This window comes from Methylobacterium sp. 1A, assembly GCF_058072805.1.
On the sequence record NZ_JBYQVE010000003.1, the window covers coordinates 524,128 to 540,503 of the forward strand.

The window sequence follows — 16,376 nt, forward strand, 5'->3', positions numbered from 1 at the left end:
TTAAGCCAGGCTTAAGCCAAGCCCCGAGGATGAGGGACGGTCAGGGGAGACACGCATGCGCATCCTCGTCGTCGAGGACGATCCCATCCTCTCGGACGGGCTCAAGGCGGGGCTCGGCCTCGGCGGGGCGACGGTCGATTGCGTCGCGACCTGCGCCGACGCCGAGGCGGCGCTGGCCACGAGCGCGTTCTCGGCCATCGTGCTCGACCTGATGCTGCCCGACGGCTCCGGCCTCGACGTGCTGCGCGGCCTGCGGCGCCGGAAGGACCGGACGCCCGTCGTCCTACTCACAGCCCTGGACGCGGTGGCCGACCGAATCGCCGGGCTCGACGGCGGCGCCGACGACTATCTCGGCAAGCCCTTCGACCTCGACGAACTCTCGGCCCGCATCCGCGCCGTCGTCCGCCGGGCCTCGGGGCGGGCCGCCGCGTTCCTGGAGCACGGCGGCATCCGGCTCGATCCTGGGAGCCTGACTGTGACGGTCGACGGCGTGCCGGTCGGCCTGTCCCGGCGCGAGGTCATGGTGCTGGCGGCGCTGATGGAACGCCCGGACATGCTCCGCTCCAAGGCGGATTTGGAGGAGCGCCTCTACGGCTGGCAGGAGGAGGTCGAGAGCAACGCCGTCGAGGTCCACATACACAACCTGCGTGCCAAGATCGGCAAGCACGCCATCGAGACGGTGCGCGGCCTCGGCTACCGGATGAGGGCGCCGGCATGACATCCCTGCGCGTCAGGCTCTTCGCGATCCTGCTCCTCGCGACCGGGCTGATCTGGCTCAGCGCCGTCGCCTGGATCTACCTCGGCTCCAAGCGCGAGGTGGAGCAGGTCCTCGACAATCGCCTGCAGGAAGCCGCGCGCATGGTCGGCTCCCTGGTGGGCGCGGTCGGCGGTACGGCCCCCGACGGGACGCCGGCCACCTTCCCGGCGCCGACGGCCTACGAGCGGCAGCTCTCCTGCCAGATCTGGTCGCTGGACGGGCGCATGGTCGCGCGGTCGAGCGGGGCCCCGGAGCGGCGCCTGTCAGACGCGCCGGCCGGCTTTTCCGAGCGCGAGGTCGACGGCGAGACCTGGCGGGTGTTCACGGTGGAGGACGCCGAGAAGGGCGTGCGCGTCATGGTCGGCGACCGCCTGGGCCTGCGCGAGCGCCTCGTCACCGACCTCATCATGGGCCTCGTCACCCCCGCGCTCTTGGTCGTGCCGTTCCTCGGGATGCTGATCTGGGCGAGCCTCGGGCGGGGCCTGCGCCCCCTGCGCCGGATCGCCCGCGACCTCGCAAGCCGCGACGCCGACGACATGAGCGCCATCGATGCCGGCCGGGCCCCCGCCGAGGTCCGGCCGCTGGCCGACGCCCTGAACGGGCTGTTCCTGAAGGTCGAGGCGGCGCGCCGGCACGAGCGGGAGGTGACGGCGTTCGCCGCGCACGAGCTGCGCACGCCGCTGGCTGGGCTGAAGACCCAGGCCCAGGTCGCGATGGCCACCACCGACCCGGACGTGGCGAAGGCGGCGCTCCGCCAGATCCTGGCGGCCGTGGACCGCACCACCCGCCTCGTCCGGCAACTGCTCGACGCGGCCCGGCTCGACGCCGCCGGGGAGGCGCCAACCCTGGCAGAGGTCGATGTGGGCGCGCTGGTGGCCGAGACCGTCGACGGGATGCGGGTGCCGCCGGGGGTTCGCACCCTGATCGACCCGGGGCTGCGCGGCTACACCCTACGGGCCGATCCCGAGAGCCTGCGCCTGGCCGTGCGCAACCTGCACGAGAACGCCGTGCATCACATGGAGGCCGGCACGGTGGAATGGCTGGCGCGTCCAAGTGGGGAGGGCGTCCTCGTGCGCGACGAGGGCCCCGGGATTCCCGCCGAGGAACTGCCGCACGTCACGACGCGCTTCTTCCGCGGGCGCCACAAGAGTGCGACAGGGAGCGGGCTCGGCCTCGCCATCGCCGAGATGGCGTCCCGCCGGAGTGGACTGAGCCTGCGGCTGCGCAACCGGCCGGATCGCCCGGGGCTTGAGGCTGAGATCCTCCGTGTCTGATGCCGTCAGCCGAGTTCCGGGCAGAAGATGTCCTTGAGCGTCGCCAGCACGCGGGCGGCGCGGGGATCCTCAAGCCGGTAGTGGAGTGTCTGGCTCTCGCGGCGGTATGCGACCAACCCGTCCTCGCGCAGCTTGGCGAGGTGCTGCGACAGCGCTGACTGGCTGAGTTCGACCGCCTCGGCGAGGCGCGTGACGTCCATCTCGCCACGGGCCATCAGCAGGCACAGGATGAGCAGGCGCTTCTCGTTGGCGAGGAGACGGAGCAGGCGCGCCGCGTCGCCGGCCTTGTCTTGGAGCCGCATCAGTTCGTTCGGCGTGACGGCGTCCATCGGCGTCGTTCCTGAATGGGTGATCTCAGTTCATTTAGTGCCTACTAATATAGTGCGTCTGTTCCGTCGGGCCATATAGGCGGATGCCGGCAAGGTCACCGGTCCAGGTGGAGAACTCTCGTTGCGACGGAGGGCGCCACCCGCTCATAAGGCGCCCATCTTTAGCGAAGCTGACCAGCACTTTTCGGCGTAGCTAGGTCGACAGAAGACCGTCCGCTTTTTAAGCGCCCTCACTCGGAAGCAGCCATTCCGCTTTCGGCCATACTACGTCACGCCGGATCGCCGGAGCGCGCAAGACCGGACATGTGCCTCGGCGCCCAACCCGGACATTCGGCGCACATCGAAGACATCTCCGAAGCGGACGTCACGGGAGCCGGATCTTTAGGTCGGAATTGGAAACACTACGGGGCCTTCGAGATTGCGGCCCGAGATAGCTTCTTGTTCTCCGAAGGTGGCCCCTAGCTGGCAGCCGGAGCCGCCTTGTGCCGCAGGAGAGCAGAGGCAGCCCGCTTCCGTTCGCGTTCTCAAAGCTTCGATCGCGTGTTGGTACTTGCTGGCGCAGCGCCCCATACAGTCGCCAGGAAGGTGGTGAAGGCTTCGAGGCTGGTGGATCGGGCCGGCTTCATCCAAGTGGCGTAGGTTGCGATGGTATCGGGGACATCGTCGAGGGAGCGGATCACGATCCCGCGCCGCTGCACGTTGCGCACACAGCTCGCATAGGTGCTCACGCCAGTTCCCGCCGCGACGAGGCCGAAGATACCCTCGCTCGACGAGGCCTCCTGGCTGATGGTCGGGTGAAAGCCGCGCCGATGGCAGATCGCGAAGAAGGCCTCGCGATAGGCGCTCCAGCTCCCGCCAGACCCCAGCACGAACGGCTCGCCGGCGAGATCCTTGAGGGTCAGGCTGCGCGCGTTCGAGAGTGGATGGGTCACCGGCAGCAGGGCCACATAGGAGTCGCGATCGAACAGCAGGCTCTCGAAGTGCTCGTTCTCGACCGCGCTGAGCGTGAAGCCGACGTCGATGCGGTCGTTGAGCAGGGCCTCGCGCTGGGATTGCGAGGGCACGTGCGACAGCTCCAGCCGGATCGCCGGTCGCACTTCGCTGAACGCGCGGACCAGCTCCGGCAGCCGACCGTTGATCGCGAAATCCATGTAGCCGACTCGCAGGACGCCGGCCATGCCGGTCGCCGTGCGCCGCGCCAGCGTCACGGCCCGCTCCAGATGGTCGATCCCGATCCGGCACTCGGCCAGGAAGGCACGCCCGGCCTCCGTCACCTCGACCGTTCGGGTCGTACGGCGGAACAGCTTCACGCCGACCTCCGCCTCGAGGTCTGAGACGAGCCGGCTGAGACCCGGCTGCGTCGTCGCGAGGCGCTGTGCGGCCCGGCCGAAGTGAAGCTCCTGGGCGAGGACGAGGCAGCTCGAGACGTGCCTGAGGTCAAACCGCATTGATGCCGCATCTCGTATCAATCACGCCAAATTCATCATTTCACACCGCGGGCCGTCTGCAACATCCTCGCCTCGATCCCGCTGCGGCGGGCTGGAACGAACGATGCAAGGGACGCGACAGATGGCCTTCAACACCGAACTCGACAGCGCTCTCGAAGCGGCGTTCGCGGAGGCGAGCGCGTTGTACAAGGAGCGCGGTTTCCAGCGCCGCGTCGGGTTCGGCCGGCGCCCCGCCCTGATCAACGTCGATCTCGCCAATGCCTGGACGCGGCCGGGGAATCCCTTCACCTGCGAGAACATCGACGACCAGATCATCCCCGGCGTCCAGGCGCTCCTGGCCGCCTGCCGGCGCAACAACCACCCGGTCGTGCACGTCACCACCTGCTATCAGGTTACCGACGTCGACAGCCCCAAGACCGACATGGGCCTGTGGCACCGCAAGATCCCGGTTGAGGTCGTGGATCAGAACAAGCCCGAGCTCTGGGCGATCGACAGCCGCATCGAGCCGGTGCCGGGCGAGCAGGTCCTGGTGAAGAAGCGGGCGAGCGCCTTTCACGGGACCTACCTTGCCGGGTTCCTGCGCGCCAATAACGTCGACACGATCCTGGTCACGGGCGTGACCGCCTCGGCCTGCGTGCGCACCACGCTCTGCGACGGTCTCGCCGAGGGCTTCCGGACCATCGCGGTGCGCGAATGCATCGGCGACCGCGTGCCGGGTGCCGTCGCCTGGAACCTCTTCGACATCGACGCGAAGTTCGCCGACGTCGAGCCGCTGGAGCGCTGTGTCGCCTACCTCGACGAGGTCGGCCTGCGCAACGCCGCCTGACGACCTGGGCCATCGCCCGACGCGATCCGATCCTCGACCCGCCGCCCATGCAGGAGTGTGAGCCGATGCGTGCTGACTTGTCTCTCGATCGATTCTCGCCGACGCGCCGGCAGGCGCTCCTCGGCGGCGCGGCGGCCGTCCTCACGGCGGGGGCGGGACGCGAGGCGCGCGCGGCGGCCGGAACGGTCGTCGTCTCCAACTGGGGCGGCGACTGGAACCAGCGCACGGTGCGCTTCGTCGAGACGCCCCTGGTGGAGGCGCAGGGACTGACCGTCGTGCGCGATCTCGGCATGGAACCGGAGCGCAAGGCCAAGCTCCTCGCCGAGCGCCGCCTGCGCCGGGGCAGCATCGACGTGATTCATCTGAACGACTCGGACGGGTTCGAGATGATGAAGCAGGACGTGCTGGCCGACCTCGACCGGTCGCGCATCCCGAACTACGGCGACGTGGTACCGGCCCTGCGCAAGGATTATTTCGTGCCGTGGCTCTACAGTGGCGTGGTGATTATCTATAACAAGGACAAGATCAAGGATCCGCCGAAATCTTACGCGGAGCTCTGGGACAAGAGGTGGGCCGGCCGCCTCGGCCTGACCAATCAGCTCTACTTCAACTACATGATGATGTCCGGCCTGATCCAAGGCGGCAACATGACGAGCGTCGAGACCGGCCGCGAGCGGCTCGTCGCGCTGAAGGAATTGGTCCAGCCCCGGCTCTACGCCGCGCATCAGCAGCTCGGCGCGGCGCTGGCCACCGGCGAGGTCGACATCGCCCTGAACTACAAGGCCCGCGGCCTGCAATGGCTCGGCGAAGGCTCGCCGCTGGCCATCCAGTATCCGAAGGAGGGCGCGATCGCGATCACCTTCGGCGCCGGGATGCCGAAGCGCGCGCCGAACCCGGACGGAGCCTACGTCTACCTGAACGCGATGCTCGACCGGAAGGCGATGGCCGAACTCGCCGCGGCGAGCTTCTACGCGCCGGCCAACGGCGCGGCCGAGCTGAGCCCCGAGCTGCGCGCCCGGATCGACTTCTCCCCCGAGGAGCGCGAGCACCTCAACTTCCCGGATTATGCCTACGTCTCGAAGAACACCGCCGAGTGGCTCGAGTGGTGGAACAAGACGATGGCGCGCTGATCCGATGGCCACCCTCGCACGCTCGGAGGTCCTGGCGCCCGATCGCGCCGCGCGGGCCCGGCCGCGCATCCCCCCGGGGGTCGGCGGCGTCCTGCCGGGCACGCTACTGGTCGTCCTGGCGCTTCTCGGGCCGCTCGCCCTGATGCTCCGCTACAGCTTCAACCGGTTCGTCCCCGGTGAGCTGATGGTCGAGGGGCTCACCCTCGCCAACTACGCCAAGTTCCTGCACGACAGCTTCTATCGGGACGTCCTGCTGACGACCCTCTGGGTGGCGGCCCTCTCGACGCTGATCTGCCTCGTGCTCGGCTTCCCGGTCGCCTATGCCCTGGTGCGGCAGGTCGGGCCACGCTGGAAGTCGAAGCTGCTGATCCTCATCATCCTGCCGCTCCTCATGGGCAACGCGGTCCGCACCGCCGCCTGGATGGTCATTCTCGGCGACAAGGGCCTTCTCGCCGCCCTGCTCTCCGGGGTGGGACTCACGCCGCCCCGGTTGATGTACACCCCCAGCGCCGTGGTGATCGGCCTCGTCTCGGTGACGCTGCCCTTCATGATCGTGACGCTGCAAAGCGTGCTTGAGCGGATCGATCCGGTCCTCGAGGAGGCGGCCGAGAGTCTGGGCGCCGGGCACCTCACGATCCTGCGGCGGGTCGTGCTGCCCCTCGCGCTGCCCGGGCTGCTCGCCGGCACGATGCTGTGCTTCATCCTGTCGATGAACGCCTACGCCACGCCGGTGCTGATCGGCGGACCGCAATTCCACATGATGGCGCCCGAGGTCTACCAGCAGGTGGCCAAGGCCATGAACTGGCCGTTCGGTGCGGCCCTCGCCTTCGTGCTGATGTCGGTCACCCTCGTGCTGACCACCACCGCCAACGTCCTCGTACAGCGCCGCTACCGGCGCTGGTCGGAGTAGGGCCATGTCGCGCGCAGGCATCCGCCGGACCTACGGCGCCATCTCGGGCGCGGTCCTCGCCTTCATCGTGCTGCCGCTGGTGGTCATCGTCTGGGTGTCGTTCTTCGCCAACCGCATCCTCGCCTTCCCAGCGAGCGGCTACACCCTCGACTGGTACGCGCGCGCCCTCGAAACGGACGTCTTCCGAGACGGCTTCGTCACCAGTGTGGAGACGGCGCTGTTCGCCACGGCGGCGAGCCTCGCCCTCGGCGTGCCGGCGAGCCTCGGCCTGGTGCGCGGCCGCTTCCCCGGCCGCGACGCCGTGCAGGCCCTGCTGCTCGCACCGATGGTCGTGCCCGGCATCGTCGGCGGCGCCGCCCTGTTCATCGCCTTCATCGAGGTCGAGGCGCTGCTCGACATCCAGGTAGCCGGCACGCTCGGCGGCCTGCTCGTGGCGCACACGCTGATCGCGCTGCCCTGGACCATCCGTCTGGTCAGCGCGTCCCTCGCGTCGGCCGATCGGGCGATCGAGGAGGCCGCGGCGAGCCTCGGAGCCGACCCGCTCACCGTGCTGCGGCGCGTGACCCTTCCGGCGATCCGGCCCGCGATCGTCGCGGCGGCCCTGTTCTCCTTCGTGATCTCGTTCATCGATCTGGAGAAGTCGATCTTCCTCGTCGGGCCGGGCCGCACGACGCTGCAGATCGCCCTGGTCAACTACCTCGAATGGAACCTCGACGGGACGGTTGCGGCCGTCGCCGCCGTCCAGATCCTGATTGTCGGGACGGCGCTCCTCGTCAGCGACCGCTACGCGCGTCTCGCCCAAGCCTTCTGAGACGGCCGTCTGAGACTGCCACCTGCCAGCCCGGAGATCGGACCATGTCGACGACGGTCGCCCTTCGCTCCCTGATCAAGCGCTACGGCAGCTTCACGGCCGTGGACGACATCACCCTCGATGTGCCCGAGGGCCAGCTCGTCGCCCTGCTCGGCCCCTCGGGCTGCGGCAAGACCACGACGCTGCGGATGATCGGCGGGTTCGTCGAGGCGGATGCCGGCAGCATCCTGATCGGCGGCCGCGACGTGACCCGTCTGCCGCCGGCCAAGCGCAACATCGGCTTCGGCTTCCAGAGCTACGCCCTGTTCCCGCACATGAGCATCGCCCAGAACGTCGCCTTCGGCCTGGAGATGCGTCGCCTTCCCCGGGCCGAGATCGCGTCGCGCGTGGCCCGGGCGCTCGACCGGGTGCGCCTGTCGGCGATGGCGGATCGGCTGCCCAAGCAGCTGTCCGGCGGCCAGCAGCAGCGGGTCTCGCTCGCCCGCGCCCTGGTGATCGAGCCCTCCGTGCTGCTCCTCGACGAGCCGCTCTCCAACCTCGACGCGCAGCTGCGCGGGGAGATGAAGCTCGAGATCCGCCAGATCCAGAAGGCGATGGGCATCACCACGATTTTCGTCACGCACGATCAGGACGAGGCGCTCTCGATCGCCGACCGTATCGTCGTGATGCGCGCCGGGCGGATCGAGCAGGACGGCAGCCCGGAGGCGGTGTTCGGTGCGCCACGCTCGCGTTTCGTGGCGGAATTCATGGGCGTGACGAACCTCCTGCCGGGGACGGTGGAGGGACCGGGCACGTTCCGGCTCGCCGACGGCAACGCGATCCGCGTCCCGGTCGCAGGCGCCGGCCGCGGGGCGACGGTCCTGGCGATCCGGCCCGAGCGCGTCCGGATCACGCCCTCCGGCGCGGACACCGCGCCCGACACGCTGGATGCCGAGATCGAGGCGGCGACCTACCGGGGTCTTTCCGTCGAGTACAGGCTGCGGACCCCGTCCGGCCTGTGCCTCACGGCACGCCGGGCGACCCCTGCAACCGGCGGCCCGGCCATGCTCGAACCCGGCACCCGCGTTCACGTCGCCGTCCCGCCGGACGCCTGCCACTTCGTCCCTGTCGAACTCTGAGAGGACGCCCCATGACCATCCGGCACGACGACCTGATCGTGATCGACGGGCTGATTGTCTCCGACTTCGGGCCCGAGGTCTTCGCCGACATGCGCCGCGGCGGCGTCACCGCGGCCAACTGCACCTGCTCCGTCTGGGAGGATTTCGCCACGACCATGCGGACGATGGCCCGCTGGCGGCGCTGGTTCCGCGAGCACGCCGACCTGATCACCCCGGTCCACCGCGTCGCTGATATCCACCGCGCGAAGGCGCAGCACCGCACCGGCATCATCCAGGGCTGGCAGAACACCAGCGCGATCGAGGACCGGATCGAGTACCTGGAGCTGTTCCACGCGCTCGGCCTACGGATCGTCCAGCTGACCTACAACACCCAGAACCTCGTCGGCTCGGGCTGTTACGAGTCCCGCGACGGCGGGTTGTCCGATTTCGGCCGCGACGTGCTGGCCGAGATGAACCGCCTCGGCATCCTGTGCGACCTCTCGCATGTCGGACCGAAGACCAGCGAGGACGCGATCCGCGCCTCGCAGCGACGCGTCGCCTACTCCCACTGCCTGCCCGCCGCCCTGAAGGATCATCCGCGCAACAAGACGGATGCGCAGCTGCGCTTCATCGCCGAGCGGGGCGGCTTCGTGGGCGTGACCATGTTCCCACCGTTCCTGGCTCGGGGCGCGGCCGCGACGATCGAGGACTATCTCGACGCGATCGCGTACGTGATCGATTTGGTCGGCGAAGAGAACGCCGGCATCGGCACCGACTTCACGCAGGGCTACGGACAGGCTTTCTTCGATTACATCACCCACGACAAGGGTGACGGCCGCAAGCTCACGGATTTCGGTGAGGTTTTGAACCCCGAAGGCATTCGCGTCATCGGCGACTTTCCGAACCTCACCGCAGCGATGGAGCGGCGCGGCTGGCCGGCCTCCCGCATCGAACGCGTCATGGGCGGCAACTGGCTCGCCCTGCTCGGCGACGTCTGGGCCTGAGCACTTCTCGGGCAACTCCGGAGATCTCGCGATGTCAGCGAACACCTACGACGTCATCGTCCTCGGCGTCGGCGGCATGGGCTCGGCCGCCTGCTGGCACCTCGCCCGCCGTGGGGTCCGGGTGCTGGGGCTCGAACGCTTCGACATCCCGCACGCCATGGGCTCCTCACACGGCTTCAACAGGATCATCCGCCTCGCCTACTTCGAGGATCCCTCCTACGTGCCACTGCTGCGGCGCGCCTATGAGAACTGGCGGGAACTGGAGGGACGTTTCGGCGAGCAGCTGCTCTTCATCACCGGCTCGATCGATGCGGGACCTGAGGGCAGTGCTATGGTCGAGGGCTCGGTCGCGGCTTGCCGGACGCACGACCTCCCGCACCGTCTGCTCGATGGCGCCGAACTGCGGCGTGTGGCGCCCGGCTACAACCTGCCCGACACGCATCGGGCCGTCCTTCAGCCGGATGGCGGCTTCGTCTCGGCCGAGCGCGCGATCGTCGCGCACGTCATGCAGGCGCAGGCGGCCGGCGCCGAGATCCGGGCGCGGGAGCCGGCGCTGAGCTGGGAGCCGAGGGCCTCAGGTGTACGCGTCCGGACGGAGCGGGGCACCTACGAGGCGGGGCACCTGATCCTGTCGGCCGGCTCGTGGATGGGCGAATTCGTACCGCAGCTCAAAACCGTCGCTGTGCCCGAGCGGCAGGTGCTCGGCTGGTTCCAGCCACGGGAGCCGGCCCTGTTCGCTCCGGACCGCTTCCCGGTCTTCAATATGGAGGTCGACGAGGGCAAGTTCTACGGCTTCCCGGTCTGGCACGTGCCGGGCTTCAAGATCGGCCGTTGGCACCATCTCGGCGAGACGGGCGGTGCCGATACGTTGTCGCGGGAGTGCGAAGCCGAGGACGAGGCGGTGCTACGCCCCTGCGTCAGCCGCTACTTCCCCCAAGCAAACGGCCCGACCATGGCAATGCGGGCCTGCTTCTTCACAAATACGCCGGACGAGCACTTCGTGATCGATACGCTGCCGGACCTGCCGCAGGTCGTCGTTGCCTCACCCTGCTCAGGCCACGGTTACAAGTTCTGCAGCGTCGTGGGTGAAGTTCTCGCCGACCTCGCCTCGGGTAGAAGGCCGGGCTTTGACCTCAGCCTACATGCGCTCAACCGCTTCGCACTACGTTCGTATGCGCGCACTGACCAAAGCTCCGCATGATCTAAGTTTAGGACCCGTTTAGCTCCAATTCTGTTCGCCCTGGCTTGCATGCCCCCAAGATGATAGGTTGGCACTCGCTGGCGCCTTACGTCTGCACTTGCAATATGCGGGCGTATAAACAGATCGGCGGGTTTCGGCCAGTTTCCGTCATCGCGCGACGCCCGCCTGAACGTCGCAGACGGATGGCTTCCGGCTGGTCGGCTTTCGAGCGACATAGGTCTGGAGCAGACGTCGTTGTCGTCTCCTCTCTCGCTGTTCGCGCGCGGGCCACCCTGCAAGGTATCCCCCGACGAACGCGTCGCGCGCCCGAGGATGACGCGTCCAGACCGGCGGGACGGCCTACTTCAGGAGGCCGTTCGCCAAGCACCGGAAGGCCTCGGTGACCCTGGCGAGGACGGCCGGCGGATCGTCGGACGCGGCGACCCAGAGCGCGGCGTTGAGCGCCGCGCCGTTGATCAGGCGCGCCGCGGCCTCGGCATCGACAGGCTTGACCGTCCCGGCCTCCACGAGGGCCTGGATCGTCTCGGTCGTCGTGCGCAGGCAGGCGGTCTGGCCCGGCCACCGCGACGGATCGCCCAGCACTGCCGGTCCGTCGAGGAGCACGATGCGCTGGATCTCCGGCTCGCGGGCCAACTCGATGTAGGCGACGCCCTCGTCGAGGAAGCCGAGCCAGGGCGTTGGCGCCCTCTCTCGCGCGACCCGCGCCTTAGCGACCATCTCGGCGTCGAGCTGCGCGATGACGGCCTGAAGCAGACCTTTCTTGTCGCCGAAGTTGTGATAGAGCGCGCCACGCGTCAGGCCGGCCGCTTCCGTCAGCTCATCCATTGACGCCGCTGCATAGCCCTTCTCGGCAAAGGCTGCACGCGCCGCGCGGATCAGCCGCGCGCGGGTTTCCTCCATCTTCAGCGCGCGCCGTCCCGATATCACAGGATGCCTCGATCCTTCGCGTATGCCCGCATGTGTTGACATACGTCGCGTATGTCACGATGTTCCTACATACGCGGCGTATGTGAATGGTGCCGCGAGGTCGATGGAAGCCGTCGGCACCCTTCGCAGAGGACACGCGATATGTCGAAGCGCGATGCAGTCTTTCCGCCCGGACGGCAAGCCCTCTACGACAAGCACCGCTACTCGGCCGCGATCCGGTCCGGCGACCTGCTTTTCGTCTCCGGCCAAGTCGGCAGCCGCGAGGATGGCTCGCCTGAACCGGATTTCGGTGCGCAGGTTCGCCGTGCCTTTCACAGGCTGAACGCCGTTCTCGCGGCGGCCGGCTGCAGTTTCGACGACGTGGTGGACGTGACAACCTTCCACACCGACCCTGAAACGCAGTTCGACACAGTGATGGCGGTACGCGACGTAATGATCGGCGAACCGCCCTATCCGAACTGGACTGCCGTCGGCGTGAACTGGCTCGCGGGATTCGACTTCGAAATCAAGGTCATCGCCCGTCTTCCGACCCTGGTCTGAGTCGGTGTTCGGCTCGGACGATGCCGGGAAGAATCGCCAAGCCGCTTGTTCCCCCACGGTCCCGATACCGGCATCATCGTCGATGAGGCGGATTTAGACGATCGCTCCTGACCCTGTACGAACTTTGAACTTGGATCACCGCGTGGGGCCCATCACCCGGCGAGGAGCCCCGCCGATTGGACCACCACCACCGCGAGCATGCAGACCGCCGCCGCGGCCGCCGCGTACGACACAATTTTCGTGAATCCCTTCATGGATCTCCTCCTGACAAATCGGATCTTCGGTCGTCGACAGAGATCGCGGCGCGCGACCGCGCTCTGGGAAGGCAAGACGGCCCGGATCGCTGCGTCACACACCGTCTCGGGGTGTCACGTCGTCAACGCTCCTCGGTAGCGAGCGTAAACAACGACAGGAAGATTCGGTTCACCTCGGATGCGTGCGTCCTGTCCTCGAGCGACAACTTGCCGCTCGCGACGCGGCACGTCCTGGAACTTCGCAGGCGATGGGTGAACGGGACGCGCGGCCCGCGCAGGGGCGCACGGGGCGTCTATGGCCGGCCCGGTGCCGACGCCCGTCGCGCGAGCGACCCGAAGGCGCCCTCCCCTCCCCTCCCGGTCCCGCTCCACTTCGCATCGATCTGTCTCGGGCGGTCACCGACCGCGTCGTCGCGGGGCGCGACCGGATTCCCGACCGTCTCTGGGCCACGCGGACCTTGCCGGTCGCCGCCGCCACCATCCGACGCGTCGCCGCACCACCATCCTGATCCTGCCGTGCGCGGCTCGCATCTGGATCGTCCCTGCCGATCGGTCCATGCCGCCTCACGGGCGCGCAGGTTACGGTCCGCCGCTGGAAGCGCGTCGGCGAGGTCCTGAGCAGGCCGGGTCGCCACCCTTCGTGCGGCTGATCGGCCGCCTCGCTCTCTGTCCAGTGGCGTCCGAGCGCGCCCGAGACGCGTCGCCGGTCAGTGGCCCCCCAACGCGCTGGTGCCTGGCCTGTCGACGCGACCGCTTACAAAAATCAGCGCCCCCGGGTCCGCTCCTGAGAAAACTCAGCGCGGCCCCAGCGGTGTCCGACGGCGCGGGACTTACAAAAATCAGCGCAAATGGACGCGCTTGTCGCGGTTTGGAAGGTCGCCAAGCGCCCTCACCCGTCACCAACGGCGTGCGCCACGCTGACTTTTGCCAGCGGACGGTCGGCGAGCGCTGATTTTTCGCACTCGCGCCGCCGCGACCGGCGCCAACGGCGGTCGCAGCCGTGCCGGGACGCCGTCGCGGCTCGACCGCTGGGCGGCCGTGGGTCGCCGACGCTGAATTTTGTAAAGAATCCCGGTCGGCACGCTGAGATTTGGAAACCCGATGATTGCGCCCGGGCGGCGACTCGCGACTGATAGCCTCCAAATTGCCCTGTGCTCGGCACGAGGAGAGCGAGACCGGCATGAACGCGGCAGAGACCCGCCAGCTGAGCCTGTGGGAGCAGAGCCTGCTGCGCCCCGAGGCCGGAGCCGACCGGCCGACGACCGGGCTCGGTCCCGCGCTCGACGGCCGTATGGATGTGTCGTTCCTCCACAAGGGCTTCTGCATCGCCGGCCTGCCGCTGCGCCGGCCCAAGAACACGATGGAGCCGTGGAACCGGCGCGACGGTCGCTTCTCGCTGACCGTCGAGCCGGCCCGGTTCGTCCTGCCCAACGGGCGCCAGATCGAGGTGGGCGTCCCGTTCGGACCCAAGGCGCGCCTCCTCTCCATGTGGCTGGCCACGGAGGCCCGCGATCCGCGCCGGAGCGCCGGCGACCGCTGGATGGAGATGGGGCGGATCACCGAGTGGTTGAAGGCCGTCGGTTTGCCGGTCACGGGCGGCGAGCGGGGCTCGATCGGGCCGACCAAGGACCAGCTCGTCCGGCTGAGCTTCCCCATCTTTACGATGGTCTTGAACGGCGACGAGGGCGGCCACGTCTTCAAGCGCGAGAGCCTGATCGAGGGGGGCGCGTTCAAGGATGACGACCTCGAGGTCTGGGCCGCCGGGGGACACAGCGCCATGCGCTGGCCGGAAGCGCTGATGCTCAGCCAGAACGCCTACGACCGCTTCACGCGGCACTCGATCCCGGTGCCGACCGCCAGGCTGCGCCAGGTCGCCCACAACGCCATGGCGATCGATATCCTCGTGTACCTCTGCTACCGGCTGCCGCTGCTGTCGCGCGGGGAGAGCGAACTGCTGACCTGGCGCGATCTGATGGCGCAGTTCGGATCCACGGAATTCGCCTCCCGCTTCAAGCAGGCCTTCTCGGAATCGATCAAGCGCACCCTCGACGCGTACCCGGAAGCCAACGTCGCGATGACGGCCGAGGGTCTGGTGCTGCGGCACTCGGATCCGGCGGAGCTGCGGCGCGCCTTCGTCGCCGTCGCGGGGGGGCCGACCCGTCGCGCCCGTGCCGCGCCGCGGGCGCGCAAGGCTGCGCGGGTCCCGGATCAGACGGGCCCCTGCGAGAGCGCGGACCTGCTGACGCCGGCCGGTGCCGCGCGCGCCTGACGGCGGCCCACCCCCACCCCTCTAGACGGAGCAACCCGGCAAAAGAAAAGGCCCCCGAGACGTTCGCCCCGGAAGCCCTCTCTGTCGTCTGGACAACCTCAGAGAATCACTCCCGGACATCGCTGTCAACCACGCGACGCGGCCATCGCCTCGGCGGGCGCTGCTCTCTTGCCTCATCGCGGGCGAGGACCATGCTTCCCGGACACGAACCCACGACGCCCTTCGGGCGGCGACCGCTCTCGCTCGGCATGATGGCCGCGCAGGCGGCGGCCAAGGCCTGCCCCGACGACGCGGTCGGGCACAAATGGCGCATCTTCCGCGACGTGACCGAGGCGAAGGATCACCTCGCCGTCTCGGACCGCGCCCTCGCGGTGCTGAGCGCGCTGCTCACGTTCCATCCCGAGACGGCGCTGTCGCCCGGCTCGCCGCTCGTGGTCTTCCCGTCGAACCGCGAATTGTCGCTGCGGTCGCACGGCCCGTCCCCGGCGACGCTGCGGCGCGCGCTGGCCCAGCTCGTCGCGGCCGGCCTGGTGATCCGGCGGGACAGCCCGAACGGCAAGCGCTACGCGCGCCGGGACGGCGCCGGCGCGATCGCGCGCGCCTTCGGGTTCGACCTGACGCCGCTCGTGGCGCGCGCGGGGGAATTCGCCGCGCTCGCCCGGGCGGTGCGGGCGGCCGCGCGCCGGCGCCTGCTCCTGCGCGAGGAGATCGCCCTGCACCGCCGCGACCTGTCGAAGATCCTCGCCCTGGCCGCCGAATCCGGATGGCCCGGGCCCTGGGCGGCGCTCGCGGACCGGTTCGCGGCCTGCGGCGGCATGCCGGGTCGGACCGCCGGCGAGCCCCACCTGCACGCCGCCGCCGAGCCGCTGCGCGCGCTGCGCCGGGAGGTGGACAAGTGGCTGCCAAGTTTGGCGAATGCGCCGAAAATGGTCGGCACTGCGTCTCACGGTGAGCGCCACCATCAGAATTCAGATCCAGATCCTGCTGACGAATCTGAACGGTGCCCCCGGCGAGGCCCGGCCGGAGCCGCGCGATCCGACGTCGCTCCCGCGCCCGACCAACCGCGTCCCCTCCCCGCGCCGGTCCCCTCTTCCCTCCCCTCGCCCCTGCCTCTGCCGATGGTGCTCGAGGCCTGTCCCGACGTCGTGCTCTACGCCCGCGACGGTATCCGGAGCTGGTCCGATCTGGCCGGCGCGGCGGAGGTCGTTCGTCCCGCGCTGGGAATCGGCCCGGACGTCTGGGAGGCGGCCCTGGCCGCGATGGGGCGGGACCACGCGCTGGCGGCGCTGTCGGCGATCCTCCAGCGCGCCGAGTCGATCGGCGCGCCCGGCGCCTATCTCCGCGACCTGACGCGGAAGGCCCGCTCCGGCCGGTTCTCGGCCTGGCCGATGCTCTTCGCCCTGTGGCGCCAGCGCCGTCGAGCGTCAGCCGACGGCCCAAGCGGTCCCCTCCGCGTCGCGGGAGTTGACCGCGGTCAACACGCTCGCCCGCTCGGAAGCGGGGCGGCGCGAGCGTCAACATTCTGTTAAGGTTGACTGTGATCTTGTCACGGTGCAGCGGCGTTTGCGGCCGCGAAAACCGTGACAGGAGTTCGGAACC

General features: G+C 69.0%; 15 protein-coding genes. 12 read left to right on the forward strand and 3 right to left on the reverse strand.

Going from position 1 to position 16,376, the window contains the following annotated elements; translation table 11 throughout:
- Positions 1–55 precede the first annotated feature (55 nt).
- The gene (locus ACX9MN_RS34090; RefSeq protein WP_042674197.1) at positions 56–718 is read left to right on the forward strand and encodes a response regulator; all 663 of its coding nucleotides are present in this window, start codon (positions 56–58) and stop codon (positions 716–718) included.
- The gene (locus ACX9MN_RS34095; RefSeq protein WP_489726634.1) at positions 715–2,031 is read left to right on the forward strand and encodes an ATP-binding protein; all 1,317 of its coding nucleotides are present in this window, start codon (positions 715–717) and stop codon (positions 2,029–2,031) included. The genes ACX9MN_RS34090 and ACX9MN_RS34095 overlap by 4 nt, the downstream gene beginning before the upstream one ends.
- A gap of 5 nt (positions 2,032–2,036) precedes the next feature.
- Here ACX9MN_RS34095 and ACX9MN_RS34100 read toward each other — a convergent pair whose 3' ends face one another.
- Entirely contained in the window at positions 2,037–2,360 is a 324-nt protein-coding gene (locus ACX9MN_RS34100; RefSeq protein ID WP_042674207.1) for an ArsR/SmtB family transcription factor, read from the reverse strand.
- A 524-nt stretch (positions 2,361–2,884) separates the two neighbouring features.
- Positions 2,885–3,808 carry a LysR family transcriptional regulator gene (locus ACX9MN_RS34105; protein ID WP_091682127.1) on the reverse strand — a complete coding sequence of 308 codons (924 nt, stop codon included), beginning with the start codon at positions 3,806–3,808 and terminating at the stop codon, positions 2,885–2,887.
- Positions 3,809–3,929: 121 nt separating this feature from the next.
- On the opposite strand from ACX9MN_RS34105, the gene ACX9MN_RS34110 reads away from it, so the two are divergent.
- The 7 genes from ACX9MN_RS34110 to solA all read left to right on the forward strand — a co-directional run bounded on the left by ACX9MN_RS34110 (position 3,930) and on the right by solA (position 10,787).
- Positions 3,930–4,634, forward strand: coding sequence for an isochorismatase family protein (locus tag ACX9MN_RS34110; RefSeq protein WP_091682123.1), 705 nt, complete (start codon positions 3,930–3,932; stop codon positions 4,632–4,634).
- A 65-nt stretch (positions 4,635–4,699) separates the two neighbouring features.
- On the forward strand, positions 4,700–5,764 hold the full coding sequence (locus ACX9MN_RS34115; protein ID WP_489726635.1) for an ABC transporter substrate-binding protein: 1,065 nt from the start codon (positions 4,700–4,702) through the stop codon (positions 5,762–5,764).
- Positions 5,765–5,768: 4 nt separating this feature from the next.
- Positions 5,769–6,674, forward strand: a complete 906-nt coding sequence (locus ACX9MN_RS34120) for an ABC transporter permease (protein WP_489726636.1) — start codon at positions 5,769–5,771, stop codon at positions 6,672–6,674.
- Positions 6,675–6,678: 4 nt separating this feature from the next.
- Positions 6,679–7,485 carry an ABC transporter permease gene (locus ACX9MN_RS34125; protein ID WP_489726637.1) on the forward strand — a complete coding sequence of 269 codons (807 nt, stop codon included), beginning with the start codon at positions 6,679–6,681 and terminating at the stop codon, positions 7,483–7,485.
- A gap of 44 nt (positions 7,486–7,529) precedes the next feature.
- Positions 7,530–8,603 carry an ABC transporter ATP-binding protein gene (locus ACX9MN_RS34130; protein ID WP_489726638.1) on the forward strand — a complete coding sequence of 358 codons (1,074 nt, stop codon included), beginning with the start codon at positions 7,530–7,532 and terminating at the stop codon, positions 8,601–8,603.
- A gap of 11 nt (positions 8,604–8,614) precedes the next feature.
- Positions 8,615–9,586: a dipeptidase gene (locus ACX9MN_RS34135; RefSeq protein WP_489726639.1), complete on the forward strand. Its 972-nt coding sequence runs from the start codon at positions 8,615–8,617 to the stop codon at positions 9,584–9,586.
- Between the two features lie 31 nt (positions 9,587–9,617).
- Positions 9,618–10,787: an N-methyl-L-tryptophan oxidase gene (solA, locus tag ACX9MN_RS34140; RefSeq protein ID WP_489726640.1), complete on the forward strand. Its 1,170-nt coding sequence runs from the start codon at positions 9,618–9,620 to the stop codon at positions 10,785–10,787.
- Between the two features lie 339 nt (positions 10,788–11,126).
- On the opposite strand, the gene ACX9MN_RS34145 is transcribed toward solA, so the two are convergent.
- Positions 11,127–11,687, reverse strand: a complete 561-nt coding sequence (locus ACX9MN_RS34145; protein ID WP_489726641.1) for a TetR/AcrR family transcriptional regulator — start codon at positions 11,685–11,687, stop codon at positions 11,127–11,129.
- A 168-nt stretch (positions 11,688–11,855) separates the two neighbouring features.
- Between ACX9MN_RS34145 and ACX9MN_RS34150 the strand changes: the two genes are divergently transcribed.
- The 3 genes from ACX9MN_RS34150 (at position 11,856) to repC (ending at position 16,306) form a co-directional block, all read left to right on the forward strand.
- The gene (locus ACX9MN_RS34150; RefSeq protein WP_489726642.1) at positions 11,856–12,254 is read left to right on the forward strand and encodes a RidA family protein; all 399 of its coding nucleotides are present in this window, start codon (positions 11,856–11,858) and stop codon (positions 12,252–12,254) included.
- Positions 12,255–13,688: 1,434 nt separating this feature from the next.
- The gene (locus ACX9MN_RS34155; RefSeq protein ID WP_489726643.1) at positions 13,689–14,777 is read left to right on the forward strand and encodes a replication protein RepA; all 1,089 of its coding nucleotides are present in this window, start codon (positions 13,689–13,691) and stop codon (positions 14,775–14,777) included.
- A 191-nt stretch (positions 14,778–14,968) separates the two neighbouring features.
- Positions 14,969–16,306, forward strand: coding sequence for a plasmid replication protein RepC (repC, locus tag ACX9MN_RS34160; RefSeq protein WP_489726644.1), 1,338 nt, complete (start codon positions 14,969–14,971; stop codon positions 16,304–16,306).
- Positions 16,307–16,376: the final 70 nt, after the last annotated feature.